19 protein-coding genes are annotated in these 26,943 nt (G+C 69.2%); 8 read left to right on the forward strand and 11 right to left on the reverse strand.

Annotated elements, in window-relative coordinates; translation table 11 throughout:
- Positions 1-40: 40 nt before the first annotated feature.
- Complete coding sequence (locus ACFU6I_RS33980) at positions 41-949, reverse strand: tRNA (adenine-N1)-methyltransferase (RefSeq protein ID WP_037700492.1); 909 nt, start codon at positions 947-949, stop codon at positions 41-43.
- A gap of 51 nt (positions 950-1,000) precedes the next feature.
- Positions 1,001-2,248, reverse strand: coding sequence for a site-2 protease family protein (locus ACFU6I_RS33985; RefSeq protein WP_384373824.1), 1,248 nt, complete (start codon positions 2,246-2,248; stop codon positions 1,001-1,003).
- Between the two features lie 204 nt (positions 2,249-2,452).
- Here ACFU6I_RS33985 and ACFU6I_RS33990 point away from each other — a divergent pair, with 204 nt between their 5' ends.
- Positions 2,453-3,298, forward strand: a complete 846-nt coding sequence (locus ACFU6I_RS33990; protein WP_384373827.1) for a RecB family exonuclease — start codon at positions 2,453-2,455, stop codon at positions 3,296-3,298.
- Positions 3,299-3,307: 9 nt separating this feature from the next.
- Positions 3,308-3,979, forward strand: coding sequence for a response regulator transcription factor (locus ACFU6I_RS33995; RefSeq protein ID WP_345513026.1), 672 nt, complete (start codon positions 3,308-3,310; stop codon positions 3,977-3,979).
- 45 nt (positions 3,980-4,024) lie between these two features.
- Here ACFU6I_RS33995 and ACFU6I_RS34000 read toward each other — a convergent pair whose 3' ends face one another.
- From ACFU6I_RS34000 to metH, 3 genes are all read right to left on the reverse strand, one after another.
- Complete coding sequence (locus ACFU6I_RS34000) at positions 4,025-5,626, reverse strand: ABC transporter substrate-binding protein (protein WP_384373763.1); 1,602 nt, start codon at positions 5,624-5,626, stop codon at positions 4,025-4,027.
- 362 nt (positions 5,627-5,988) lie between these two features.
- Positions 5,989-6,690, reverse strand: a complete 702-nt coding sequence (locus ACFU6I_RS34005) for an HAD family hydrolase (protein WP_384373765.1) — start codon at positions 6,688-6,690, stop codon at positions 5,989-5,991.
- Between the two features lie 119 nt (positions 6,691-6,809).
- Positions 6,810-10,322 carry a methionine synthase gene (gene metH, locus ACFU6I_RS34010; protein ID WP_384373768.1) on the reverse strand — a complete coding sequence of 1,171 codons (3,513 nt, stop codon included), beginning with the start codon at positions 10,320-10,322 and terminating at the stop codon, positions 6,810-6,812.
- Positions 10,323-10,560: 238 nt separating this feature from the next.
- Between metH and ACFU6I_RS34015 the strand changes: the two genes are divergently transcribed.
- From ACFU6I_RS34015 to ACFU6I_RS34035, 5 genes are all read left to right on the forward strand, one after another.
- Positions 10,561-11,325 (forward strand): IclR family transcriptional regulator, encoded by a 765-nt coding sequence (locus tag ACFU6I_RS34015; RefSeq protein WP_345513020.1) that lies wholly within the window; start codon positions 10,561-10,563, stop codon positions 11,323-11,325.
- Positions 11,326-11,556: 231 nt separating this feature from the next.
- Positions 11,557-12,348 carry an MIP/aquaporin family protein gene (locus tag ACFU6I_RS34020; protein ID WP_384373771.1) on the forward strand — a complete coding sequence of 264 codons (792 nt, stop codon included), beginning with the start codon at positions 11,557-11,559 and terminating at the stop codon, positions 12,346-12,348.
- Between the two features lie 55 nt (positions 12,349-12,403).
- Positions 12,404-13,939, forward strand: coding sequence for a glycerol kinase GlpK (gene glpK, locus ACFU6I_RS34025; protein WP_384373774.1), 1,536 nt, complete (start codon positions 12,404-12,406; stop codon positions 13,937-13,939).
- 5 nt (positions 13,940-13,944) lie between these two features.
- Complete coding sequence (locus ACFU6I_RS34030) at positions 13,945-15,555, forward strand: FAD-dependent oxidoreductase (protein WP_384373777.1); 1,611 nt, start codon at positions 13,945-13,947, stop codon at positions 15,553-15,555.
- A 356-nt stretch (positions 15,556-15,911) separates the two neighbouring features.
- Positions 15,912-16,583: a FadR/GntR family transcriptional regulator gene (locus ACFU6I_RS34035; protein WP_037700470.1), complete on the forward strand. Its 672-nt coding sequence runs from the start codon at positions 15,912-15,914 to the stop codon at positions 16,581-16,583.
- A 57-nt stretch (positions 16,584-16,640) separates the two neighbouring features.
- On the opposite strand, the gene ACFU6I_RS34040 is transcribed toward ACFU6I_RS34035, so the two are convergent.
- The 5 genes from ACFU6I_RS34040 to ACFU6I_RS34060 all read right to left on the reverse strand — a co-directional run bounded on the left by ACFU6I_RS34040 (position 16,641) and on the right by ACFU6I_RS34060 (position 22,449).
- Complete coding sequence (locus ACFU6I_RS34040) at positions 16,641-17,690, reverse strand: ABC transporter permease (protein WP_384373780.1); 1,050 nt, start codon at positions 17,688-17,690, stop codon at positions 16,641-16,643.
- Positions 17,687-19,210 carry a sugar ABC transporter ATP-binding protein gene (locus ACFU6I_RS34045; protein ID WP_384373783.1) on the reverse strand — a complete coding sequence of 508 codons (1,524 nt, stop codon included), beginning with the start codon at positions 19,208-19,210 and terminating at the stop codon, positions 17,687-17,689. The genes ACFU6I_RS34040 and ACFU6I_RS34045 overlap by 4 nt, the downstream gene beginning before the upstream one ends.
- 2 nt (positions 19,211-19,212) lie before the next feature.
- The gene (locus ACFU6I_RS34050) at positions 19,213-20,253 is read right to left on the reverse strand and encodes a sugar ABC transporter substrate-binding protein (RefSeq protein WP_384373786.1); all 1,041 of its coding nucleotides are present in this window, start codon (positions 20,251-20,253) and stop codon (positions 19,213-19,215) included.
- A 73-nt stretch (positions 20,254-20,326) separates the two neighbouring features.
- Complete coding sequence (locus tag ACFU6I_RS34055; protein WP_384373789.1) at positions 20,327-21,106, reverse strand: SDR family NAD(P)-dependent oxidoreductase; 780 nt, start codon at positions 21,104-21,106, stop codon at positions 20,327-20,329.
- Positions 21,106-22,449, reverse strand: a complete 1,344-nt coding sequence (locus ACFU6I_RS34060) for an L-fuconate dehydratase (protein ID WP_384373792.1) — start codon at positions 22,447-22,449, stop codon at positions 21,106-21,108. The genes ACFU6I_RS34055 and ACFU6I_RS34060 overlap by 1 nt, the downstream gene beginning before the upstream one ends.
- A 256-nt stretch (positions 22,450-22,705) precedes the next feature.
- Between ACFU6I_RS34060 and ACFU6I_RS34065 the strand changes: the two genes are divergently transcribed.
- Positions 22,706-23,755 carry a PAC2 family protein gene (locus ACFU6I_RS34065; RefSeq protein WP_384373795.1) on the forward strand — a complete coding sequence of 350 codons (1,050 nt, stop codon included), beginning with the start codon at positions 22,706-22,708 and terminating at the stop codon, positions 23,753-23,755.
- Positions 23,756-23,895: 140 nt separating this feature from the next.
- On the opposite strand, the gene ACFU6I_RS34070 is transcribed toward ACFU6I_RS34065, so the two are convergent.
- The gene (locus ACFU6I_RS34070) at positions 23,896-26,943 is read right to left on the reverse strand and encodes an NPCBM/NEW2 domain-containing protein (protein WP_384373798.1); all 3,048 of its coding nucleotides are present in this window, start codon (positions 26,941-26,943) and stop codon (positions 23,896-23,898) included.

Genomic DNA, 26,943 nt, shown 5'->3' on the forward strand with positions numbered 1-26,943 from the left:
GTCCGGGAACTCCGCGGCGGCGCCGGTGCGTTGTGCCGGGTCAGCCGCGGGAGGAGGAGCCGCTCTGGCTGCCGGGACCGTCGTAGTCCTCGCCGTACGCGCCCTTGGCGGGCCGGCGGCGGCGCAGCGGGGCCTCCACACCGTCGGCCAGGCGGCGCGCGGTGACGAGGAAGCCGGTGTGGCCGATCATGCGGTGGTCCGGGCGGACCGCGAGCCCCTCGACGTGCCAGTTGCGGATCATCGATTCCCAGGGCTGCGGTTCGGCGAAGCAGCCGATCTCGCGGATGGACTCGACGGTCCGGGCGAGCTGGGTGGTGGTCGCGACGTAGGCGCAGAGGATGCCGCCGGGGACGAGCGCCTTGGAGACGGCCTCCAGGCATTCCCAGGGGGCGAGCATGTCGAGGATGACCCGGTCGACATCGGTGTCGGAGAGGTTGTCCTGGAGGTCGCCGACGGTGAGCTGCCACGCGGGGTGCGGCTCGCCGAAGTACCGCTCGACGTTCTGCTGGGCGATCTCCGCGAAGTCCTCGCGGCGCTCGTACGAGTGCAGCATGCCCTGGTCGCCGATGGCGCGGAGCAGGAAGGTGGAGAGCGAGCCGGAGCCGACGCCGGCTTCCACGACGCGGGCGCCGGGGAAGATGTCGGCGAACGCCAGGATCTGCCCCGCGTCCTTGGGGTAGACCACGGCGGCGCCGCGGGGCATGGACAGGACGTAGTCGGGGAGCAGGGGGCGCAGCGCGAGGTAGGCGACGTTTCCCGTGGTTCGGACCACACTGCCCTCGGGAGCACCGATCAGCTCGTCGTGCGGGAAAGAACCCTTGTGGGTGTGGAAGTTCTTTCCGGCCTCGAGCGTGAAGGTGTAGTGGCGTCCCTTGGGGTCGGTGAGCTGGACCTGGTCCCCGACCTTGAAGGGCCCGCGTCGGCGGGCGGCACCGGTCGGTTCAGACATGTGACCAGCGTACCGGTGTTTCCCGGGGTCCCGACCGCGCCGGACAGCCTCTCAGGCGGTGGGGCGGGCCATGGCGGCGACGAAGGCGCGTTCGACGTCGGCGGTGGAGAGGACTCCGTAGATCTCGCCGGTCTCTTCGAGAACCAGGTATTCGGTGGCCGGGCTGGCCTTCAGGGTGTCGAGGAGTTCTTCGCCGGTGAGTTCGGCGGAGATCATCATTCCGGCGGTCAGATCCTGGGCGAGGGCGCTGACGGCGACCCAGGGGCGGCGGTGGTCGGGGACGGAGACGATGGCGGCCTCGCGGACGACGGCCTTGGGGTCGCCGTGTCCGTCGACGACGACGAGGGCGCGGGCACCTGCCTCGTTGGCGCGGCGGAGCGCTTCGGAGAGGGGGGTGGCGGCTTCCACGGGGACGGCGCGGCGGGTGAGGGTGCGGGCGCGCAGCTCGGGGAGGTGTTCGCGCAGGCGGGCCATGCGGAGGCTGTTGCCCGCCCCGGTCCAGATGATGGCGGCGAGGATCGCGGCGAGCAGGGCGTCGGTGACGGTGTCCATGCCGCTGACGTCGTCGGGGTTGTTCCCGAGCCCACCGGTGTGGGTGAGGAGCGGGAGGCCGATCAGGACGGCGACGGCGAGAGCGCGCCCGACCCAGGCGGCGGCGACGGTGCCGCTCATGGCGCGGCCGGTGATCTTCCAGACGACGGCACGGAGCATGCGGCCGCCGTCGAGCGGGAGGCCGGGCAGCAGGTTGAAGGCGGCGACGATGAGGTTGGAGATCATCAGTCCGGCGAGCAGGACGCCGGGGACGGTGCCGGGTTCGACGAACTTCATGGCGACGTAGAAGACGCCGGCGAGTACCAGGGAGAGCAGGGGACCGACAAAGGCGAGAACGAATTCGCGGCCGGGGGTCTCGGACTCCTTCTCGATCTCGGAGACGCCGCCGAAGAACTGCAGCTGGATACGGCGCACGGGGAGCTTGTAGCGGAGCGCGGCGACCGTGTGCGCGAGTTCGTGGACGAGCACGGAGGCGTAGAAGGCGATCGCGAAGAAGAGGGAGACCAGATAGCGGACCGCGCCGAGTTCGGGCAGGACGCGGTCGAGCTGGCCGCCGAAGACCCAGGTGATGAGCGCCGCGACGAGGAACCAGCTGGGCGCAACGTATACCGGCACGCCGAAGGGGCGGCCCATCAGGAGCCCGCCGCCCGGCTCCCGGGTGCGCTGCGGTTTGCCGTTCTCGGGCGCGGCGGGGTCGGTTCCGCCGGCGCCGGGCTGCGGCTGCCCGCTGTCGCCGCTCTCGTCCACGGGGTCCCTTCGGTCGGTGCCGTTCGGCACGATCATGCAGTGTGCGAGGGTCTGTCGTCGATGGTATGCCGCCCACGGCCTTCCGCCCTATCGCGGGGGACGCCGCGAGTGTCAGTGGCGGGTCGTAGGGTCTTCGTCATGACTCCCGTGCCCCGGCCGCCGCAGCCGCCTTCGTCCCTGTCGCCGTCGCGGGCGAGCGACTTCATGCAATGTCCTCTGCTGTACCGGTTCCGGGTGATCGACAGGCTGCCGGAGAAGCCCAGTGAGGCGGCTACCCGGGGCACTCTGGTGCATGCGGTGCTGGAGCGGCTCTTCGACGCACCGGCGGCGGAGCGTACGGCGAGCCGGGCGACGGCGATGGTTCCCGGCCAGTGGGACCGGCTGCTGGAGTCGAAGCCGGAGCTGTCGGAGCTGTTCGCGGAGGATGCGGAGGGCGAGCGGCTGGCGCGCTGGCTGTCGGAGGCGGAGAGCCTGGTGGAGCGGTGGTTCTCGCTCGAGGATCCGACGCGCCTGGAGCCGGCCGAGCGGGAGATGTTCGTCGAGACGGAACTGGAGTCGGGGCTGCGGCTGCGCGGGGTGATCGACCGGATCGATGTGGCGCCGACGGGCGAGGTCCGGATCGTCGACTACAAGACGGGGAAGGCGCCGCGGCCGGAGTATGCGGAGGGCGCGCTGTTCCAGATGAAGTTCTACGCCCTGGTGATCTGGCGGCTGAAGGGTGTGGTGCCGCGCCGGCTGCAGCTGGTCTACCTGGGCAGCGGCGACGTCATGACGTACGACCCGGTCGTGGCGGACCTGGAGCGGGTGGAGCGGAAGCTGCTGGCGCTGTGGGACGCGATCCGGCTGGCCACGGAGACGGGCGAGTGGCGGCCCCGGCCGACGAAGCTGTGCGGCTGGTGCGACCACCAGGCAGTCTGTCCGGAATTCGGCGGGACTCCCCCGGTCTATCCGTTGTCCGTCCGCCCGGCCGTTCCCGGGCAGGGTGTGCAGGGCAGAATGGACCCGGTCCAGGCCGAGGCCGTCCGGCCGACGGTCGCTGAAGGAGCTTGAGGAGATCTGGTGGCAATCCGCGTCCTACTGGTCGACGACCAGCCGCTGCTGCGCACCGGCTTCCGGATGATTCTTGAGGCGGAGGGTGATCTGGCGGTGGTGGGCGAGGCCGGTGACGGTCTCCAGGCCCTCGATCAGGTGCGGGCGCTGCAGCCCGACGTGGTGCTGATGGACATCCGTATGCCGCGGATGGACGGGGTCGAGGCGACGCGTCAGATCACGGGGCCGGGCCGGGACGGCCCGGCGAAGGTGCTGGTGCTGACCACGTTCGATCTCGACGAGTACGTGGTGGAGGCGCTGCGCGCCGGTGCCAGCGGCTTCCTGCTGAAGGACGCTCCGGCCAATGAGCTGGTGCAGGCGATCCGGGTGGTCGCGGCAGGCGAGGCGATGCTGGCCCCGAGCGTCACGCGCAGGCTGCTGGACAAGTACGCGGATCATCTGCCGTCGGGCGAGGATCCCGTACCGGACACCCTCCACACGCTGACGGAGCGTGAGGTGGAGGTGCTGAAGCTGGTCGCGCGCGGTCTGTCGAATGCGGAGATCGCCGCCGATCTGTTCGTCAGCGAGACGACGGTCAAGACACATGTGGGCCATGTGCTGACGAAGCTGGGGCTGCGCGACCGGGTCCAGGCCGCGGTCTACGCGTACGAGAGCGGACTGGTGCGCCCGGGCGCCCAGTGATCCGGCCGGTGCGGCCGGGACCGGGCGCCGGGGCGGCGCCGGGGTTCAGGCGGCGCTGCGGCCGAGCTCCCAGAACTGGAGGTCGGCGGAGGAGTTGACCGACCACTCGACGCCGGTGAGGCCTTCGCGGGACGCAATGTACTGCTTCCCCTGCCAGATCGGGAGCACAGGAACGTCGGTGGCGACGAGGTCCTGGAGCTTCTGGAAGGTCCTGGAGGCGGCGGCGCGGTCGGCGACGCGGCGGGACTGCGGGATCAGCGTGTTCTGGGCCAGCGTCGACCTGTAGGGCGAGTTGAGGAAGTTGTCCTTGTCGAGGAACGGCGCCATGTAGTTGTCCGGGTCCGGGAAGTCCGGGAACCAGCCCAGGCCGTAGACGGCATAGTCGCCGCGCTTCTGTGCCGCCCGGTACTTCGCCCAGGGGGTGCCCTGGATGGTGACGTCGAACAGCCCGGTGGCGTTCAGTTGCTTCTTCAGCGTCTTGAACTCGTCGGCGGTGGCCGGGCCGTAGTAGTCGGTCGTGTAGTGCAGGGTGAACTTCACCGGGGTCTCGATGCCGGCGGCCCGCAGCAGGGCGGCGGCCTTGCCGGTGCTGGGCTCGCCGTACTTGTTGTAGAACGAGTTGGTGTGCCCGGTGATGCTGGACGGGATCAGCGAGTAGAGCGGCTCGGCGGTGGCGCCGTAGACCTGGCCGGCGATCTGGCCGCGGTCGATGACCTGGGCGATGGCCTGGCGGACGGCCTTCTTCTTCACCGCGGGGTCGGTGGTGTCGAAGCCCAGGTAGCTGATGGCGAGGCCGGGCATCTCGGTGAGCTTGATGCCGTCCTTCGGCTTCTCCAGCATCAGCTTCGCCTGGCCGGGCGACATGGTGCGGGTCATCATGTCGATCTTCTTGTCGTCGAGTGCCTTGCCCATTGCCGCGGCGTCGGGGAAGAGATCGAGTTCGACTTTGTCGTTGAGGACCTTCAGATCGCCCTTGTACTTCGGGTTCCTGGTGAAGACGACCTTGCCGAGCTGCTTGTTCCTGACCTCCGGCTTCATCGTGTAGGGGCCGGAACCGTCGACCTGGAAGCCTTCGCGCGGGGACCGCGCCGGGTACTTGCTCTTCGGCACGATGCCGGCGGCCGGGGTGGCGAGCTTGTAGGGGAAGGTCGCGTCCGGCGTCTTCAGGTGGAAGACGACTTCGTTGTCGTCGCGGGTCTCGATCGTGTCGATGTTGGCGAGCAGGCCGACGGGTCCGTTGTCGGAGTCGATGCCGATGACCCGGTTGATGGAGTACTTGACGTCCTCGGCGGTGACGGGCTTGCCGTCGGCGAAGGTGAGACCGCTCCGCAGCCTGCAGCGGTAGCTCTCGTTCTGCCGGTCGGTGAACGTACAGCTCTCGGCGGCCTCGGGGACGGGTTCGCCGCCGCCGCGCGGGACGTGGGTCAGCGTCTGCACGGTCTGCCGCAGGATGTTCCAGACGCCCGCTTCGTAGCCGATGGCGGGGTCGAGCGGCGCGGGGTTGTCCTCGGTGGCGACGAACTGGTCCGTGGTGCCGACAGCGATGGCGGCGTCGCCATCGCTCCCGCCGTCCGTCGCGCCGCAGGCGGCGAGTACGGGGGCGAGCAGGCCGACGACGGCCGGCAGCACCAGAGTCTTGCGGTTCATCTTGGACGTTCTCCCTCATCCGGCCATTGAGAAAACGACATTAGTGGGACCCGCCGGTAATCCCTGACCGGTGGCGTTCCATGCGTAATCAAATGGTGAAGGGAATTGTCGCCGCGCTGATTTCCCGGGCAGGGAAGGTTCCGTACAGGACTCCACGAATCGGGGCATTCGGGCGGATCAAAGCAGGCATCTCGGGCGATCTCGAGAAAGATCACGAGCCTTCGAGGTGACCAAGCTCACCCCTGATCCAATCCCCGCCTTGGCATGCCGCCGACTTTTCCCTACGTATGCCCGACGAAACGCGCACACGGCCACGCCGAGAGCTTTTCCATTCATTCACAGAAATACTCTCGGTACGGGGATCAATGCATTCCCGTGACCAGGCCGCGGAGAAATGCGAGATCGACTTCTTCGAGTGAGCCCACCACGACCCGGCCCGATGCGGGCGCGATCGGTGCGACGGACGGTACGGCGACGACCCAGCAGCCGGCGGCCTCTGCCGCGGCGACGCCGGTTGCGGTGTCCTCGATGACCGCACAGCGCTCGGGGGCCGCTCCGAAGCCGGAGGCGGCGGTGAGGTAGGGCTCCGGGTGCGGCTTCGTCCGGGAGACCTCGTCACCTGCGACGGTGAGCGAGAAGTGGTGGTGGCCGACCGAGTCCAGCACCCGGTCGATGATGCGCCGGTGCGAGGCGGAGACCAGGGCGGTCGGGATCTCGTGCGCCACCAGTTCGGCGAGCAGCCGAGCGGCGCCCGGCATCAGCGGCACACCGCGGTCGATGCGCTCCTCGAAGCGGTCGTTGAGCAGCACGGTGAGCTCCGGGAGGGTGATGTCCGCACCGGTGACATCGATGAGATACCCGGCACTGCGGGTCATCGGCCCGCCGACGACCACGTCCTTCCACGCCTCGTCCAGCCGGTACCCGAGGTCGGCGAAGACCGCCACCTCGGCCTCCCACCAGAAACCCTCGGTATCGACCAGGGTGCCGTCCATGTCGAGGAAGACAGCCTGCAGGGCGGCGCCTTCAGCCGTACGGATCAAGGACGCGGGGACCGTACTGGTCATGCGGCACACCTTCCATGAGGGACGAGAAGGCCGGCCGCCTTTTCCAGGGAAAGGGCGGCCGGCCTGCACTGGACCGACCAGTGTACGACTCGTCCCGCTACGGCGCGTCCGACATTTCCTTACCGCGCGTTGAAGTACTTCGCCTCCGGGTGGTGGATGACGATCGCGTCCGTGGACTGCTCCGGGTGGAGCTGGAACTCCTCGGACAGGTGGACACCGATCCGCTCGGGCTGCAGCAGGTCGGCGATCTTCGCCCGGTCCTCCAGGTCGGGGCAGGCCCCGTAGCCGAGGGAGAAGCGTGCGCCGCGGTACTTCAGCGCGAACATGTCCTCGACTGCGGCCGGGTCCTCGCCGCCGAAGCCGAGCTCGGAACGGACCCGGGCGTGCCAGTACTCAGCGAGGGCCTCGGCGAGCTGGACGGAGAGGCCGTGCAGCTCCAGGTAGTCGCGGTAGGAATTGGCCTCGAAGAGCTTGGCGGTCTCGCCGCCGATCTTCGAACCGACGGTGACGACCTGGAGACCGATCACGTCCGTCTCACCCGACTCCTCCGGGCGGAAGAAGTCCGCGAGGCAGAGGCGTCGGCCGCGGCGCTGGCGCGGGAAGGTGAAGCGCGTGCGCTCGGAACCGTCCTCGTGCAGCAGGATCAGGTCGTCGCCCTTGGAGACGCACGGGAAGTAGCCGTAGACCACGGCGGCTTCCAGCAGGTTCTCCGTGTGCAGCTTGTCGAGCCAGCCGCGCAGGTGCGGGCGGCCCTCGGTCTCCACGAGCTCCTCGTACGTCGGTCCGTCACCGGCGCGGGCCTGCTTGAGGCCCCACTGGCCCTTGAAGAGCGCACCCTCGTCGAGCCAGGAGGCGTACTCCTTGAGCTGGATGCCCTTGACGACACGGGTGCCCCAGAACGGCGGTTCGGGGACCGGGTTGTCGGTGGCGACATCGGACCGTACGCCGTCCTCGGGCTCCTCGACCTCCAGTACGGCGGTCTCCCGCCTGGGGACGCGGCGCTGCTTCAGCTCGGGGAGGCTGGCGCCGGGGACGCCGCGCTTGACGGCGATCAGGGCGTCCATGAGGCGCAGGCCCTCGAACGCGTCGCGGGCGTAGCGGACCTCGCCCTCGTAGATCTCGTGGAGGTCCTGCTCGACATAGGCCCTGGTGAGAGCCGCACCGCCGAGGATCACCGGATATTCGGCGGCCAGCTTGCGCTGGTTCAGCTCCTCCAGGTTCTCCTTCATGATCACGGTGGACTTCACCAGGAGGCCGGACATGCCGATGACATCGGCGCGGTGCTCCTGCGCGGCCTCCAGGATCGCGGAGACCGGCTGCTTGATGCCGATGTTGACGACGTTGAAGCCGTTGTTGGACAGAATGATGTCGACGAGGTTCTTGCCGATGTCGTGGACGTCGCCGCGGACGGTGGCCAGGACGATCGTGCCCTTGCCCTCCGCGTCGGACTTCTCCATGTGCGGTTCCAGGTAGGCCACGGCGGACTTCATGACCTCGGCGGACTGGAGCACGAACGGCAGCTGCATCTGACCGGAGCCGAACAGCTCACCGACGACCTTCATGCCTTCGAGCAGCGTGTCGTTGACGATGTCGAGGGCCGGACGGGTCCGCAGTGCCTCGTCGAGGTCGGCCTCCAGGCCGTTCTTCTCACCGTCGACGATGCGGCGCTGGAGGCGCTCGTCGAGCGGCAGCGCGAGGAGCTCCTCGGCCTTGCCTGCCTTCATCGACTTCATGTTGACGCCCTCGAACAGCTCCATGAGCCGCTGCAGCGGGTCGTAGCCCTCGGCGCGGCGGTCGTAGATGAGGTCGAGTGCGACCTTGACCTGCTCCTCCTCCAGGCGCGCGATCGGCAGGATCTTCGAGGCGTGCACGATGGCGGAGTCGAGACCGGCCTTGACGCACTCGTCGAGGAAGACGGAGTTCAGGACAACCCGGGCGGCCGGGTTGAGACCGAAGGAGATGTTCGACAGGCCGAGCGTGGTCTGGACGTCGGGATGGCGCCGCTTCAGTTCGCGGATGGCGCCGATGGTGGCGACGCCGTCCTTGCGGGACTCCTCCTGACCGGTGCAGATGGTGAAGGTCAACGCGTCGATGAGGATGTCCGACTCATGGATGCCCCAGTTGCCGGTCAGGTCCTCGATCAGCCGCTCGGCGACGGCGACCTTGTGCTCGACGGTGCGGGCCTGGCCCTCCTCGTCGATCGTGAGAGCGATCAGCGCGGCGCCGTGCTCGGCGGCCAGTTGCGTGACCTTGGCGAAGCGCGACTCGGGTCCGTCGCCGTCCTCGTAGTTGACGGAGTTGAGGACCGCCCGGCCGCCGAGCTTCTCCAGGCCTGCCCGCAGGACCGGCAGCTCGGTGGAGTCGAGCACGACCGGGAGCGTGGAGGCGGTGGCGAAGCGGCCGGCCAGCTCCTCCATGTCCGCGACACCGTCCCGGCCGACGTAGTCGACGCAGAGGTCGAGCATGTGCGCGCCCTCGCGGATCTGGTCGCGCGCCATCTCCACGCAGTCGTCCCAGCGGGCCTCCAGCATGGCCTCGCGGAACTTCTTGGACCCGTTGGCGTTCGTACGCTCGCCGATGGCGAGGTACGAGGTGTCCTGGCGGAACGGGACCGTCTGGTACAGCGAGGCGGCGCCGGGCTCGGGGCGCGGGTCGCGTGGGGTGAGGGCGGCGCCGCGGACGCGTTCGACGACCTGGCGCAGGTGCTCCGGAGTCGTACCGCAGCAGCCGCCGACCAGCGAGAGGCCGTACTCCTGGACGAACGTCTCCTGCGCGTCGGCCAGTCCTTCGGGACCGAGCGGGAAGTGCGCGCCGTCCTTGGTGAGCACCGGCAGTCCGGCGTTGGGCATGCAGAGCAACGGGATGCGGGAGTGGCGCGTGAGGTAGCGCAGGTGCTCACTCATCTCCGCCGGGCCGGTCGAGCAGTTCAGGCCGATCATGTCGACGCCGAGTGGTTCGAGCGCGGTCAGCGCGGCGCCGATCTCCGAGCCGAGCAGCATGGTGCCGGTCGTCTCGAACGCCAGCGAGCACAGCAGCGGGAGGTCGCTGCCCATCGCCTCCAGCGCCCGCCGCGCACCCAGTACCGCGGCCTTGGTCTGGAGGAGGTCCTGCGTCGTCTCGATGATGAGCGCGTCCGCGCCGCCGGCGATCAGCCCTTCGGCGTTCTGCTGGAAACCGTCGCGGAGCACGGTGTACGGCGCGTGGCCCAGCGTCGGCAGCTTGGTGCCGGGGCCGATGGAGCCGAGCACCCAGCGCTGCTGCCCGGTGGAGGCAGTGAACTCGTCGGCCACCTCGCGGGCGATGCGCGCGCCGGACTCGGACAGCTCGTGGATGCGCTCGGGAATGTCGTACTCGCCCAGGGCGGAGGCGTTGGCACCGAAGGTGTTGGTCTCGACGCAGTCCACCCCGACCGCGAAGTACTCCTCGTGCACCGAGCGCACGATGTCCGGGCGGGTGACGTTGAGGATCTCGTTGCAGCCTTCGAGGTTCTGGAAGTCCTCAAGGGTGGGGTCCTGCGCCTGGAGCATGGTGCCCATGGCACCGTCGGCCACCACCACGCGGGTGGCGAGTGCCTCGCGGAGGGCTTCGGCTCGGTTCCGGCTGTCGGCGGAAAGGGTCGGCGACGGGGCCATGGATGTACTCCCAGGGATGCGACGGCTGTCGGCTTTGCGGCTTCGGTGGAGGCCGCACCTCGTCAGGGTAGCCGGGTGCCGCCTTCGACCGTCACTGTGTCCCACGGAACGGACGGCATGCTGTGCGGGGGAATGTCCGGGGCGTGCGGCACCGCAGGATCGCCGCACGATCGAGCATTGGTCGGCAACGACCGATAGTGTTCAGCATTGTCGAACCATAGTGGAGGAGTACGGCGCCATGGCCAAGAACATCCAGTCGCTCGAGCGGGCGGCGGCGATGCTGCGTCTGCTGGCAGGCGGCGAACGGCGGCTGGGGCTGTCCGACATCGCCTCCTCCCTGGGCCTGGCCAAGGGCACCGCGCACGGCATTCTGCGCACGCTGCAGCACGAGGGCTTCGTGGAGCAGGACGGGGCCTCGGGCCGCTACCAGCTGGGTGCCGAGCTGCTGCGCCTGGGCAACAGCTATCTGGACGTCCACGAACTGCGGGCGCGCGCCCTGGTCTGGACGGACGATCTGGCCCGCTCCAGCGGCGAGAGCGCCCACCTGGGGGTCCTGCACCAGCAGGGCGTCCTGATCGTGCACCACGTCTTCCGCCCCGACGACAGCAGGCAGGTCCTGGAGGTCGGGGCCATGCAGCCGCTGCACTCCACCGCGCTGGGCAAGGTGCTCGCGGCGTACGACCCGGTGGCGCACACCGAGGCGGTCGAGGCCGAGCGGAAGCCTTTCACCCCGCGCACCGTCACCGACCTGGAGGAGTTCGAGTCGGTGCTCTCACTGACCCGGGCGCGCGGCTGGGCGGACGACGTGGAGGAGACGTGGGAGGGGGTGGCCGCGGTGGCCGCACCGATCCACGACCGGCGCCGGATGCCGGTCGGCGCGGTCGCCGTGACCGGAGCGGTGGAACGCGTCTGCTCCGGGGGCGAGCTCCGTCCGGAGCTGGTCGCGGCAGTACGGGACTGCGCCCGGGCGGTTTCCCGGGATCTCGGCGCCGGGCGCTTCTGACCGCACTGGCGGATCATCGGTAACGATCGGGTCAAAGGCCCAGGAACTCTTGACGCTTCATTCACCAGGGGGAAACACTGCCGTTCATCGGTCGGCATTGTCGAACGCTTAACGGCAATACACGCTAGGGTGTGACAGTGCCAAGGGCCGGTCAAGCCCTCACCTGAGGGCACGAACCACCGGAGGGACCCGGGGTTCGGCTTCCCTGGACGAAGGACAAAGGAGTCGCGGGTGTCCAGCTCCGACATCTTCATCGGCGAGACCATCGGTACCGCCATGCTCATCCTGCTCGGCGGTGGTGTCTGTGCCGCCGTCACTCTCAAGCACTCCAAGGCACAGAACGCCGGCTGGCTCGCCATCACCTTCGGATGGGGTTTCGCGGTGCTGACCGCCGCGTATCTGGTCGGCGGGGTGTCGGGGGCACACCTCAACCCCGCGGTCACCATCGGCCTCGCGATCAAGGGCAGCACCGAGTGGAGCGACGTACCGCTGTACCTCGGCTCCCAGCTGCTCGGCGCGATGATCGGCGCGGTGCTGGTCTGGCTGACGTACTACGGGCAGTTCCGGGCCCATCTGACCGATCCGGCGACGCTGTACAGCCAGCCGAGTGAAGAGGGCATGGTCGACCAGGCCGCCGCCCCGAAGGCCGGCCCGGTGCTGGGCATCTTCTCGACGGGCCCGGAGATCCGGAACGCCGTCCAGAACGTGATCACCGAAGTCATCGCGACCGTCGTGCTGGTCCTGGCGATCCTCACGCAGGGCCTGAACAACAACGGTGACGGTCTCGGCACGCTCGGCGCGCTGATCACCGCCCTGGTCGTCGTCGCCATCGGTCTCTCGCTCGGCGGGCCGACCGGTTACGCAATCAACCCGGTTCGCGACCTCGGGCCGCGTATCGTGCACGCGCTGCTGCCGCTGCCGAACAAGGGCGGTTCCGACTGGGGCTACGCCTGGATCCCGGTCGTCGGCCCCCTCATCGGCGGTGCGATCGCGGGCGGGCTCTACAACGTCGCCTTCGCGTGAGCCGTAGAGCTCGGAGCCGTAACCCTCAGATCTCACAGACCTCCAGGAGCACACCGTGACCGACGCACACACCACCGGCCCGTTCATCGCGGCCATCGACCAGGGCACCACCTCCAGCCGCTGCATCGTCTTCGACAAGGACGGCCGGATCGTCTCCGTCGACCAGAAGGAGCACGAGCAGATCTTCCCGAAGCCCGGCTGGGTCGAGCACAACGCGACCGAGATCTGGGAGAACGTCCAGGAGGTCGTTGCCGGCGCCATCGTCAAGGCGGGCATCACCGCCGCCGACGTCAAGGCGATCGGCATCACCAACCAGCGCGAGACCACGCTGCTCTGGGACAAGAACACCGGTGAGCCCGTCCACAACGCGATCGTCTGGCAGGACACCCGCACCGACGCGCTCTGCAAGGAGCTCGGCCGCAATGTCGGCCAGGACCGGTTCCGCCGCGAGACCGGGCTGCCGCTCGCCTCGTACTTCTCCGGTCCCAAGGTCCGCTGGCTGCTCGACAACGTCGAGGGACTGCGCGAGCGCGCCGAGCGCGGCGACATCCTCTTCGGCACCATGGACTCCTGGGTCATCTGGAACCTGACCGGCGGCGCCGACGGCGGCGTGCACGTCACCGACGTCACCAATGCCTCGCGCACCCTCCTGATGAACCTGCACGAGATGACGTGGGACCAGCGGATCCTCCAGTCGATGGAGATCCCCGCCGCCGTGCTGCCGGAGATCCGGTCCTCCGCCGAGGTGTACGGCATCGCCAAGGACGGCGCCCTGGCCGGCGTCCCGGTCGCGTCCGCGCTCGGCGACCAGCAGGCGGCCCTCTTCGGCCAGACCTGCTTCTCCGAGGGCGAGGCCAAGTCCACGTACGGCACGGGCACCTTCATGCTGATGAACACCGGTGAGACGCCCGTCAACTCCTACAACGGACTGCTGACGACCGTCGGCTACCGGATCGGCGACCAGAAGCCGGTCTACGCCCTGGAAGGCTCCATCGCCGTCACCGGTTCGCTCGTGCAGTGGATGCGCGACCAGATGGGTCTGATCAACTCCGCCGCCGAGATCGAGACGCTGGCCTCGTCGGTCGAGGACAACGGCGGCGCGTATTTCGTGCCCGCCTTCTCCGGTCTCTTCGCCCCGTACTGGCGCTCCGACGCCCGCGGTGTCATCGCCGGGCTCACCAGGTACGTCACCAAGGCGCACATCGCCCGTGCCGTCCTCGAGGCCACCGCCTGGCAGACCCGCGAGATCACCGACGCCATGACCAAGGACTCCGGCGTCGAGCTGGCCGCCCTCAAGGTCGACGGCGGTATGACCTCCAACAACTTGCTGATGCAGACGCTCGCGGACTTCCTGGACGCGCCCGTGGTGCGGCCCATGGTCGCCGAGACGACCTGCCTCGGCGCCGCCTACGCCGCCGGTCTCGCCGTCGGCTTCTGGCCGGACACCGACGCGCTGCGCGCCAACTGGCGCCGGGCCGCCGAGTGGACCCCCCGCATGGACGCGGACACCCGCGAACGCGAGTACAAGAGCTGGCTCAAGGCCGTGGAACGTTCCATGGGCTGGCTCGACGACAACACTGCCGAGGAGTAATCGACATGACCACCCTGCAGAGCGTCCCGGCACTCGGGACGCACCCGGCCTCCGGCTCCCTTCCGAGCCGCGCCGAGACTCGGGAGCAGCTCTCCAAGGCGACGTACGACCTCCTGGTGATCGGTGGCGGAATCCTGGGCATCTCCACCGCCTGGCACGCCGCGCAGTCCGGGCTGCGGGTGGCCCTGGTGGACGCCGGCGACTTCGCCGGCGCCACCTCCTCCGCCTCCTCCAAGCTGCTCCACGGCGGTCTGCGCTACCTGCAGACCGGCGCGGTGAAGCTGGTCGCGGAGAACCACTTCGAGCGCCGTGCGGTGTCCCGCCAGGTGGCTCCGCACCTGGCCAATCCGCTCACCTTCTATCTGCCGGTCTACAGGGGCGGCCCGCACGGTGCGGCCAAGCTCGGCGCGGGTGTGTTCGCGTACTCGGCGCTGTCCGCGTTCGGTGACGGTGTCGGCCATGTGATCAGCCCGGCGAAGGCGCAGCGCGATGTGCCGGAGCTGCGCACGGACAATCTGAAGGCGGTCGCGGTCTACGGCGACGACCAGATGAACGACGCCCGGATGGCGCTGATGACGGTCCGTGCGGCCGTCGACGCGGGTGCGGTCGTCCTCAACCATGCCGCGGTCACCGGGCTGCGGTTCACCAAGGGCCGGGTGACGGGCGCCGACCTGGAGGACCGCACGGACGGCACGGAGTTCGGCGTCACCGCCCGGCTGGTGCTGAACGCCACCGGCCCGTGGGTCGACCATCTGCGGAAGATGGAGGACCCGAACGCGGCGCCTTCGATACGCCTGTCCAAGGGCGCGCACCTCGTTCTGAAGCGCACCCGCCCCTGGAAGGCCGCACTCGCCACACCGATCGACAAGTACCGCATCACGTTCGCCCTGCCGTGGGAGGACATGCTGCTGCTCGGCACGACGGACGAGGAGTACGAGGGCGATCCGGCGGACGTCGCGGTCAACGAGAAGGACACCGCGCAGATCCTGGACGAGGCGGCGTTCTCGATCAAGGACCAGCAGCTGTCCCGCGATCTGATCACGTACTCCTTCGCGGGTCTGCGGGTGCTGCCGGGCGGTCCCGGCGACACCTCCAAGGCCAAGCGCGAGACGGTCGTGACGGAGGGCCGAGGCGGGATGCTCTCGGTCGCGGGCGGCAAGTGGACGACCTTCCGCCACATCGGCCGTACGGTGATGAACAAGCTGGCCGCGCTCCCCGGGCACCCGCTGGCCGACGACATGGAGCCCATGGCGCATCTGCCGAAGAAGCTCCCGCTGCCCGGTATCGCCAACCCGAACGCGGTCGCGCACCGGCTGCTGATCGACGGTGGAACGCCCGGACCGCGGATGGCCGCCGACACCGCCCGGCACCTCGCCACGCACTACGGCTCGCTCTCCTTCGACATCGCGCGGCTGGCGAACGAGAACCCGGCGCTGGCCGAGCGCATCCACCCGGACGCGCCGGAGATCTGGGCACAGGTCGCCTACGCGCGTGACCACGAGTGGGCGCAGACGGCCGACGACGTGCTGCGCCGCCGCACGACGCTGACCATCCGGGGCCTGGCCACGGACGAGATCCGGACCAGGGTCGAGGGAATGCTGGCCGAGGAGGGCTGACCGGTACCGCGGCAACGGCCGGCGCACGGGCGGGGGCGGTTTCCACGGGGGGAGCCGCCCCCGCCCGCGTACCCGCTGTGCCCCGGGGCGGCCGGTGGACGTGCCCTGTGGCTGCCATGCGCGCGCAATGTGACGCGGGGACAGCGGAGGCCATGACGTTCGAGACACTGCAGCGCTTCGCGGAGGAAATCACTCCGGTGGTACGGCGCGAGGCTCCGTGGACGCTCCGGAATCGAGCGATCGATCACCTCCTGCGGAAGACGGGGTTCTTCCGCCTGATCCGACCCTCATAATGAAGAGATACATCGGATGTCTTGTGCCGGGGTCTGATCCCGTCCGAATCCAGGAGGACCGTCATGGCTGTCACCGACGAGGCGATCGAGAAGATCAAGGGAATGATCGTCTCGGGTGCGCTACGGCCAGGCGACCGGCTGCCCAAGGAGAGCGAACTGGCGGCGGAGCTCGGGCTCTCCCGCAACTCGCTGCGGGAGGCCGTCCGCGCCCTGTCGCTGATCCGCATCCTCGACGTCCGGCAGGGCGACGGCACGTACGTCACCAGCCTCGACCCGCAGTTGCTGCTGGAGGCGCTGAGCTTCGTCGTGGACTTCCACCGCGACGACACCGTGCTGGAGTTCCTGGCGGTCCGCCGAATCCTGGAGCCCGCCGCGACGGCGATGGCGGCGACGCGGATCAGCGAGGCGCAGCTGGACGTGCTGAGCTCCCAGCTGGACGCTCTGGGCGCGCAGCCGTCGGTCGAGGAACTGGTCGCCTGCGACCTGGAGTTCCACCGCGGCATCGTGCAGTCGTCCGGGAATTCGGTGCTCTGCTCGCTGCTCGACGGTCTCTCCGGGCCGACGACGCGGGCCCGTGTCTGGCGCGGACTGACGCAGGAGGACGCGGTCAGCCGGACGCTGCACGAGCACCGGGCGATCGTGTCGGCGCTGCGGGACCGGGATGCGGAGGCTGCGCGGGCCTGGGCGACGGTGCATGTGGCGAGCGTGGAGCAGTGGCTGAGGTCGACGCTGTGACATGCGTACGGGCCGGTGCGCGGAACCCTCCGCGCACCGGCCCGTACGGACCACGGTTCAGTCCTGCTTCTCACCGCTCGCGAAGCGCGAGATGACCAGGGCGACGATGATGATCGCGCCGTTGAGGAACTGGTTCCACAGTGCCGGGACGCCGCCGAGGGTCATCACGTTGACCACCAGTTGCAGCGTCAGCACTCCGGTCAGCGCGCCGAACAGCGTGCCACGACCACCCTTGAGGCTGATGCCGCCGATGACCGCCGCGGCGAACACCTGGAAGATCCAGCCGTTGCCCTGCGTCGCGGCGACCGCCCCGTAGTGGCCGGTGTAGAGGATGCCCGCGAAGGCCGCCAGCAGACCGCCGATGGCAAGCACGATCCAGGTGACCCGGTCGACCCGGATGCCCGCGGCCCGCGCTGCTTCCGGGTTGCCCCCGATCGCGTACAGCGAACGCCCGTGGCGCAGCCAGGCCAGGGTCGCACCGCCGATCGCGAAGAGCACCAGACAGATCCAGACCGCGGCCGGTACGCCGAGCCACTCGCTCTTGCCGAGGTAGCGGAACGACTCCGGGACGTCGGTGATGGACTTGCCCTCGGTGATGCCGATGTGGAGTCCGCGCAGCATGGTGAGCATGCCGAGCGTGGCGATGAAGCCGTTGACCCGGAGCTTCAGCATCAGGAAGCCGTTGATCGCGCCGATCGCGAGCCCCACCAGCAGGCAGAGCGGGATCGCCGACCAGGTGGGCAGCAGACCGAGGCCGGCGAAGCGGCCGCCCTCGGTGGGCAGCACCAGCCACATGGCGACGACGGGCGCGATGCCGATCGTCGACTCCAGGGACAGGTCCATCCGTCCGCAGATGAGGATCAGGGCCTGGCCGAGGACCAGCAGGCTGAGTTCGGAGGACTGCTGGACGACGCTGATCAGGTTGTCGGAGGTGAGGAAGACCGGCGAGACGATGAAGCCGATCACCATCAGCACCAGGATCACCGGCACCAGGGAGAAGTCACTCCACCGGATCAGCTTGAGCCGGCTCAGCGGGCTGTCGTCGAGCCCGCCCCCGAGTCCCCCGTTGATGTCGTCGGCCGTCGACGGCCGTATCGTGCCGGTCATTCCCTTTCCCCCACACCTTCCATGGCGGCGACGAGTTCCCCGTCGGTCCACCCGCTTCCGAACGTTGCGACCACTCGCCCGTGGAACAGGGCGAGCACCCGGTCGCAGACCCGCAGATCGTCCAGCTCGTCCGAGACGACGACTGCGGCATTGCCCTCGTCGGCGACCCGCCGGACGACGCCGAGCAGCGAGTCCTTGGACTTGACGTCCACACCCGCGGTGGGCCGGACCGCGACCAGCACGCTCGGCTTGCGGGCCAGTGCGCGGGCGACCACCACCTTCTGCTGGTTGCCGCCCGACAGCCCGGCGACGGGCTGTTCGGGTCCCTGTGTCTTGATGTCCAGCGACTCGATCATCGACCGTGCGAACTCCCTGGTGCGGGAGGGCAGTACGGTCCCCCACGGACCGAGCTGGTCGGTGACCGTGAGGGTGGCGTTCTCGGCGACGCTGCGTCCCAGGACAAGGCCCTGGTCGTGCCGGTCCTCGGGGATGTACCCGATTCCGGCGTCCAACGCGTGCGGCACGCTGCCGGACGGCACCGTCCTCCCATGCACGGAGACCGTGCCGCCGCTGGCCTTCCGCATCCCGGCGAGCGCCTCACCGAGTGCGGTGTTGCCGCTGGCCGCGGATCCGGCGAGGCCGAGCACCTCGCCGGGGCGGACCTGGAGGTCCAGCGGATCGAACTGGCCCTCCAGGCACAGCCCTTCGGTGCGCAGGACGGGCTCCACCGACGCGTCCCCCACCGCTGCCCGGTCACCGCCCGCGTGCCAGGCGGCGGGTCCGCTGCCCTTCTCGCCCGTCATCGCCGTGACCAGTTCGGTCTTGGTGAGGTCGGCGACCGGAGCGGTCAGGACGTGGCGTGCGTCACGGTAGACGGTGACGGCGGTGCACAGGTCGTACACCTCCTGCAGATGATGGGAGATGAACAGGAACGCCACTCCCTGGCCCTGCAGTTCCCTGAGCTTGTCGAAGAGCCGCCCGATGCCGCGGGCATCGAGCTGGGCGGTCGGTTCGTCCAGGATGATCAGCCGGGCGCCGAAGGACAGCGCCCGCGCGATCTCGACGAACTGCCGCTGCTCCACGGCCAGATCCCTGGCCCGGGTGTTGGGGTCGACCTGGACGCCGTACTCGGCGAGGAGCTGCTCCGCACGCCTGCGGAGCCTTCCCCAGCTGATCCACCGCGACTCGTCGTCCAGCCGGCCGAGGAAGAGGTTCTCGGCGACGGTCAGATCGGGGACGACCATGGACTTCTGGTAGACGCACGCGACCTTCGACTGCCAGGCCGTGGTGTCCCCGAAGGCGGGCGCGGGCTCCCCGCCGAAGCGGACCGTGCCCGCGTCCGCCTTGTGCAGTCCCGTCAGAACGCTGACCAGCGTGGACTTTCCCGCGCCGTTGCGGCCGACGAGGGCATGGGACTCCCCGGGCTGCACGGTGAGCTGCACACCGTCGAGCGCCACGGTGGGCCCGAAGCGTTTGACGACGCCTTCCGCCTCTACGGCAGGTGGTGGTGCCTGGTCCATGGCTAGCTCTTCTTCTCCAGCTGGTTGGCCCACAGCTTCGGGTCGTCGACGTTGTCCTTGGTCACCAGGGGCGCGGGAAGCTGGTCCTCGAAGCCGTTCGGGATCTTGATGATGTTCGAGTCGTGGTCGGTCGGTCCCTCCTTGAAGGTCTTACCGTCCAGTGCCGCCTTGGCGTAGTACAGCGCGTACTTCGCGTACAGGTCTGCGGGCTGCGAGATCGTCGCGTCGATCTTGCCCGCCCTGATGGCGTCGAACTCCTCCGGGATGCCGTCGTTGGAGATGATCGTGATGTGGCCCGCCGTACCGGCCGGCTTCAGCAGCTTCTTCTGCTCCAGCAGCGCGAGGGTCGGCTGCAGGAAGACACCGCCGGCCTGCATGTAGATACCGTTGATGTCGGGGTTCGCGGCGAGCGTGGACTGGAGCTTGGCGGACGCGACGTCGCCCTTCCAGTCGGTGGCCAGCTCGAAGACCTTGATGCCCGGGTAGTCCTTGTCCATGCAGGCCTTGAACGCCTCGGACCGGTCACGGCCGTTGATCGAGGACAGGTCGCCCTGGAACTCGACGACCTTGCCCTTGCCCTTCAGCTGCTCGCCGAGGTACTTGCAGGCGTTGGTTCCGTACGCCTTGTTGTCGGCGCGGACGACCATGTAGACGTTGCCCTTGTCGGGGCGGGTGTCGACGCTGATGACCGGGATCTTCTTGTCGTTCAGCGTGTTCAGCGACTCGGCGATGGCGCCGGTGTCCTGCGGGGCCATCACGACGGCCTTGGCGCCCTGGTCGGTGAACGTCTGGACATTGGCGACGAGCTTGCCGATGTCGTTCTGCGAGTTGGTCAGCGGCAGTGCCTTGACCTCACCCGCCTTGACGCCCTTCTGGATGTAGTTCTGGTACGAGTTCCAGAAGTCGCTGTCGCTGCGCGGCAGGTCGATACCGACCTTCCCGGCGCCCGCGCCGTCATCGGTGGACTCGCGGTTGCAGCCCGCGAGGGCAGTGACGGCCAGCAGCACGGCGCAGGCTGCCGCACTCGTCGTACGCACTCTCATTGGTGTCCCGTCCTTCGTGGAGTACTGGCTCGATGCTCGGTTGGATGGTGCGGCTCGGCCTGGGTGGGGTGGATCAGTTGCCGACGGGCCGCAGGCGCAGGCCCTGCATTCCGCCGTCGACCGCGAGTGCCGTGCCCGTGACGGAGGCGGCGGCGGGGCTGGCGAGGTAGACGATCGCGGCGGCGACCTCGTCGGCCGACACGAGTCGTCCCAGCGGCTGGCGGGCGTCGAGTGCGGCGCGTTCGGCGACCGGGTCGTCGGCCTGGCCGAGGAGACGGCCGATCCACGGGGTGTCCGCGGTGCCGGGGTTGACGCAGTTGACGCGGACACCTTCGCGGACGTGATCGGCGGCCATGGCAAGGGTCAGCGAGAGCACCGCGCCCTTGCTGGCGCTGTACAGGGCTCGCTGCGGCAGTCCCGCGGTCGCCGCGATGGAACAGGTGTGCGTGATCGAGACGGCGCCGGGCCGGTCGGCCGCCGCACGCCGCAGATGGGGCAGGGCGTGCCTGGCGGTGCGGACCATGCCGAGGACATTGATGTCCAGGACCCGGGTCCACTCCTCGTCGGCGTTGTCCTCGACGGTGCCGATCGAGCCGATGCCCGCATTGGACACGACGGTGTGCAGCGATCCCAGTTCGGCGGCTGCCCGGTCCACCGCCTCGCGCACGGCGTCGTCGTCGGTGACGTCCGCCTTGACGGCGAGGGTGCCCTCGGGGGCGCCCGCGGTCTCCCGGTCGAGCACGGCCACGCGCGCGCCGCGTTCCAGCAGCAGCGTCGCGACGGCGGCCCCGATACCGGAGGCACCGCCCGTCACCAGGGCGGACATCCCCTCGAAGTCGCTTGTGCCGGTCATCAGTTGGCCTCCTCGGGCGTGCGGCGGGCCTGCCATACGGGACCCTCCGGGAAACGGTGTGCGGCGATCGAGTCGGGGAGCATCCGGGCGGAGAAGCCCGGGGAGCCCGGGGCGACGTAGCGACCCCCTTCGATCACGGTGGGGTCGACGAAGTGTTCGTGGAGGTGGTCGACGTACTCGATCACGCGGTTCTCCCAGCTGCCGGAGACCGCCACGTAGTCGAACATCGACAGGTGCTGCACCAGCTCGCACAGTCCGACGCCACCCGCGTGCGGGCAGACCGGCACACCGAACTTGGCGGCGAGCAGCAGGATCGCCAGGTTCTCGTTGACGCCCGCGACGCGCGCCGCGTCGATCTGGACGAAGTCGACGGCGCCGGCCTGGAGCAGCTGCTTGAACACGACGCGGTTGGCGACGTGTTCACCGGTGGCGACCTTGACCGGCTGCCCGGCCCGGACGGCGGCGTGTCCGAGGATGTCGTCGGGGCTGGTCGGCTCCTCGATCCAGTGCGGGTCGAACGGTGCGAGCGCCGTCATCCACTCCACCGCGTCGGCGACGTCCCACCGCTGGTTGGCGTCGACGGCGATCCTGATGTCCGGTCCGACGGCCTCGCGGGCCAGGGAGAGCCTGCGGACGTCGTCGTCGAGGTCCCCGCCGACCTTCAGCTTGATCTGGGTGAAGCCGTCCGCGACGGCCTCCTTCGCCAGTCGGACCAGTTTGTCGTCGGCGTAGCCGAGCCAGCCGGGCGACGTGGTGTACGCGGGGTAGCCCTCGGCACGCAGCCGTTCGGCTCGCTCGGCGCGGCCCGGTTCGGCCGTCCGGAGGATCTCGAGGGCCTCGTCCGGGGTGAGGGCATCGGTGAGATAGCGGAAATCGACGAGGGAGACGAGCTCCTCCGGAGTCATTTCCGCGAGGAACTGCCAGACGGGTCTGCCCGCCTGCTTTGCCGCCAGGTCCCATGCGGCGTTGACGACCGCGCCCGCCGCCATGTGCATCACGCCCTTCTCCGGGCCGAGCCAGCGAAGTTGCGAGTCATGGGTGAGCTCGCGGTACAGCGCACCGAGATCGGCGGCGGTACGGGGCGCCGGGCGGCCTACGACGTACGGGCGCAGCGCGTCGATGGCGGCCGCCATCACCTCGTTGCCGCGCCCGATGGTGAAGCAGAAGCCATGACCCTCGATACCGGCTCCGTCGTCGTCCGAGCCGTCCGGGGCATCTGTGCGCAGTACGACATAGGCGGCGGAGTAGTCGGGATCGGGGTTCATGGCGTCCGAGCCGTCCAGTTGCTCCGAGGTCGGAAAACGGATGTCGTGGACCTCGAAGTCCGTGACGGTCTGACTCATGTGCGCCCCCAGGGGAATAACATCGGACCTCTGTTCTGGTCATCCGATGTATAGCGCCATGAAGGCGCCAACGTCCAGAGTTGAGCCGAAACTGACGGGACACAGCTCGGATGAATCTGGAGGCTGGTGCCCTGATTGGGCCGGTGATGCACCCCCAGGAGCCAGGTTCACCCGGCCGTGGACGGGGGCTGCGGCGATGGAGCCCCGACGCCGTAAGGTTGGTGCGTACGCAAGGGAACTTCGGAAGGAGGCCTGGGTGATCGAGCTCGCGGGGGTTCCCGAGCTGATCGACCCGGTCATGGTGGCCGCGTTCGAGGGGTGGAACGACGCAGGTGACGCCGCCTCCACAGCGGTCGCGCACCTGGACCGGGAGTGGAAGGGCGAGGTTTTCGCGGCGCTCGACGCCGAGGACTACTACGACTTCCAGGTCAACCGGCCGACGGTCTGGCTGGACGGCGGGGTACGCAAGATCACCTGGCCCACCACGCGGCTCTCCGTGGTCCGTATCGGCGGGGACAAGCCCCGCGATCTCGTCCTGGTCCGCGGTATCGAACCGTCGATGCGCTGGCGCTCGTTCTGCAACGAGATCCTGGGCTTCGCCCATGAGCTGGGCGTCGAGATGGTGGTGGTGCTGGGCGCTCTGCTCGGCGACACCCCGCACACCCGCCCGGTGCCGGTCAGCGGAGTCACCTCCGACCCGGATCTGGCGCGGACCATGGATCTGGAGGAGACCCGGTACGAGGGACCGACGGGCATCGTCGGCATCCTCCAGGAGGCGTGCACGCATGCGGGCGTGCCCGCGGTGAGCCTCTGGGCGGCCGTGCCGCACTATGTGTCGCAACCGCCCAACCCGAAGGCCACCATGGCACTGCTGAACCGCCTGGAGGACCTGCTCGGACTGCGCATCCCGCTGGGCGAGCTGCCCGAGGACGCGCGGGCCTGGCAGCTCGGGGTCGATCAACTGGCCGCCGAGGACAGCGAAGTGGCGGAGTACGTGCAGACGCTCGAGGAGGCCCGGGACACCGCGGAGCTTCCCGAGGCGACGGGCGAAGCCATCGCCCGGGAGTTCGAGCGGTATCTGCGACGCCGGGACATCGGCCCGGGCTCCGGACCGGGCCAGGCGCCGGGCGGGCATGCGACGGAGAGCGGCGACGCCTCGTATCTGCGCGACACGTCGAGCGGCCGCACCCGGCCGCCGAAACCGTTGCGGCCGGAGACGGGGACACCGCCGGGAACCTCTCACGAGCCCACTCAAGAGCAACCCTCCGATGACGACAACGACTCCGAAGATTCATCGGAGGACTGACGACGGTGCGCCGGGCGGGTACTCGACCCACCCGGCGCACCACTGTTGAGCGGCCTCCAGGGCGTGTGTCGGAAGTGCCGCCCGCCCTGGTGCCGTGACCGGCAATGTTTGCGACGGGGCAAAGCTTGCCGGGAGCGCCACTAGGAGCAGCTGAAGCGCGCCGCGGCCCAGTCCCCGTGGTCACCGGTCTTGGATCCGTTGGTGTCGGTGACCTTCAGATGCGCATGGCGCGCACCGGTGACGTCCACGTCGACCGGCACGGTGGCCGATGCCCCGGTCACCTTCGGTGAGGTCCACAGCACCTTGCCGTCCGCCTCGACGGAGAACGCCACTTCACCGTAGCCGTTGATCTCGTCGTCGATCCCGACGTCCGCGGTGAACGTGGTGCAGCGTCCGCCGAGATAGACCTCGATGTCGGAGTCGGCGTGGCTGCCGATCCCCTTCGCGTAGGTCTTCCCGGCCAGGGTGAGGGTGTGTCCGTCGGTCGCGCCCGACTCGCCGTTGCTGCGGTCGCGTTCGGCCGGCCCGTAGCCGTTGGTCGACTTCAGCCACACCAGGTCGCTCGCCCAGGTGTCGGAGGTCGGCGGCTGGGGCATCACCGCGGCCGCGAACCGCTGGACGGTGGTGCGGGATTCGCCCGCCACGCGGTAGCGGGCGAGCGCGGTGATCCGGGCCTCGCCGGCCGTGGCGTCCTTCGCCGGGGTGACCGCCACCTCGACCCGCCGGGTGGTGCCCGCCGGGATCCGGTCCACGGTGCTCGCCGGGGTGACCTGCCAGCCCTCGGGGACGTCCAGGCCGACTGCGGCGTCCGTCACGTCGGCACTGCCCGCGGTGACATCGACGGCCACCGTGCCCGCGACGCCCGCCCCGATCTCCTGCCCCTCCGGCGCGGAGACGACGGCCGTGGCGGCCGCGTTCTTCCCGCCGACGGCGCTGGTGTCCTCCAGCTTCACGCTGAACTCCTTGCCGGTGGAGAGCGGCGCGGTCTTGATCTTCACCACCCCGCCGCGGTCGTCCCGGTCGTACCACCAGCCCTGCTTCGCGGTCTTGTACGCGGCCTCGGAACCCAGCCGGGGCAGCTTGCCGTCGAGCTTCACCGCGCTCGGCGCGGACCCGGTGTGCACGCTGAACTCGTACGGCCGCCTGCTCTGCTTGCCGGTGAAGTCCCCCTTGCTCTCCCCGATGTCCACGGTGATGTCGCCCGCGCCCCGGACGGGTGCGTCGACGTGCGCCCGCTGGGTGGCGTACCTGCCGTCGCGGTGCTGCCGGGTGACGCCGTCGTCCTCGTACAGCGTGAAGGAGGAAGCGCCCTGCGGGTAGATGTCCCAGGCCAGCGAGGAGTCGGCGGTCCGGTCCTGGTACGAGCGGATGCCCGGCCACATCGGCACGCTGGCTCCGGCCTTCACGAAGAGCGGCAGGGTGTCGAGCGGGGCGCTGTAGTGGTCGACGGTCGTGGGCCCCTGGTAGGTGCGGCCACTCCAGTAGTCGATCCAGGTGCCCTTGGGCAGATAGATCCCGTCGCGGTGGGTGCTGTCCTGGTGGACGGGTGCGACGAGGAAGTCCTCGCCGGACATGAACTCGTACTTCGCCGCGTCCGTCGCGGCCTTCGGGTCGTCCGGGTATTCGAGGACGAGCGGGCGGACCATGCCGACACCGGTCTTGGTCGCCTCGTGCGCGTACGAGTACTGGTACGGCAGCAGCGACTCCTTGAGCTTGAGGTAGTCGCGGTTGACGGAGGTGTAGGGCTCGCCGTAGCGGAAGGGCTGCTTGTCGCTGGCCGCCCAGCCGTCCATCGTCATCGTGGTGCCCAGGAACATCTTCCACTGGAGATCCCGGGTGTACGTTTTGGCGCTGCCGCCGAAGATACCGTCGACGTCGCCCGTCGTGTAGGCGAGTCCGGACATCGTGGCACCCGCGTAGGTCGGAATCTGCCAGCGGATGTAGTCCCAGGTGCCGTACTGGTCGCCGGACCACTGGACGCCGCAGCGCTGCGCGCCCGACCAGCTCTCGGGGGCGTAGGTGAAGCCGCGGGCGTCGCTGTTGTCCTCGATGCCCTTGTACGCGTCCTTGCAGCCGTCCAGCGCGAACTTGTAGCCCGCTCCGACCCAGGCGACGTCCAGCTTGGCGACCCGCTGGCCGGCCTTGACCTGGTCGGCGATCTTGCCGATGCCGTCCTGGGTCCACAGGCCGAGCTGCATGCCGCGTTCCTGGAGACCCTTGGCGGTCTCGGCGAGGTCCTCGTGGCCGCAGCCGTAACCGTCGTTGACGAGCATCCACCCGTTGGGCATGTCGTGCTCGACGTAACCGTCGGCGACCTTCAGGGCATCCAGGGTGTGGCGCTCGCCGCGGTTGGCATTGTGCAGGTAGCAGTCGGCGTCGCCGATCTCCATCCCGTACACGGGCGGCAGGAAGGGCTTGCCGGTGAGCTTCGTGTACTGCCCGATGACGTCCTTGGCGTCGTCGCCGGCGAAGTAGTAGGCGTCGAAGCGCTGTTCCTGCGCACTGGTGGTCACCGGGTCGGTGAACGCGTAGGTGTTGGGCGCGTAGGTGTTGCGGAAGACGCCGTACCCCGCGGAGGAGAGGTAGAACGGCACGGAATTGGGGTGACCGCCGTCGTTCCAGTTGTAGTCGACGCCGACCTCGACGGTCTTGTCGCGGTGCGAGGTGTTGCCGCGCCCGTTCTGCATGCCGGCGCCGTAGAACTGTTCGTCTGCGCCGCGGGCCAGCGTCTGGGTGGTGCGCTTCCCGTCCCAGCTGAGCCCCTTGGCCTCGGACCAGACGAGGCTGCCGTCGGCCCGGTGGAGCTCGAAGCGCAGCGGCGACTTGTAGGCGTGCAGCGTGACACTGCCGGTGGACAGCTCGTACCGGTCGGTCCTCTCCTTCCACCGGGTGTGCGGCGGGGCGCCCTGCGGCAGGACGATGTCGTCGCCGGTCGGGTCGGAGAACGTACCGCCCGGGGCGAGTTCGATACGGAAGGTCTCGTCTGTGACGAAGCTGACCCGGGCCTCGGCGGAGCCGGCCCTGAGGTGGTAGACGGACCCGTCGGCGGAGAAACCGCTCACATCGCCGACCGTCGTGGCCTCGGGCGCGGCGGGTTCGGCCTGTGCGCTGCCGGGTCCCGCAAACACGGCGACCAGTCCCAGCAGAGCTGCAACTGCCACCACTCTGATGCGCGTTGATGATTGCAT

The sequence above is a fragment of the Streptomyces sp. NPDC057486 genome (assembly GCF_042802415.1).
In the GTDB taxonomy this organism is placed as follows: Bacteria; Actinomycetota; Actinomycetes; order Streptomycetales; family Streptomycetaceae; genus Streptomyces; species Streptomyces yanii.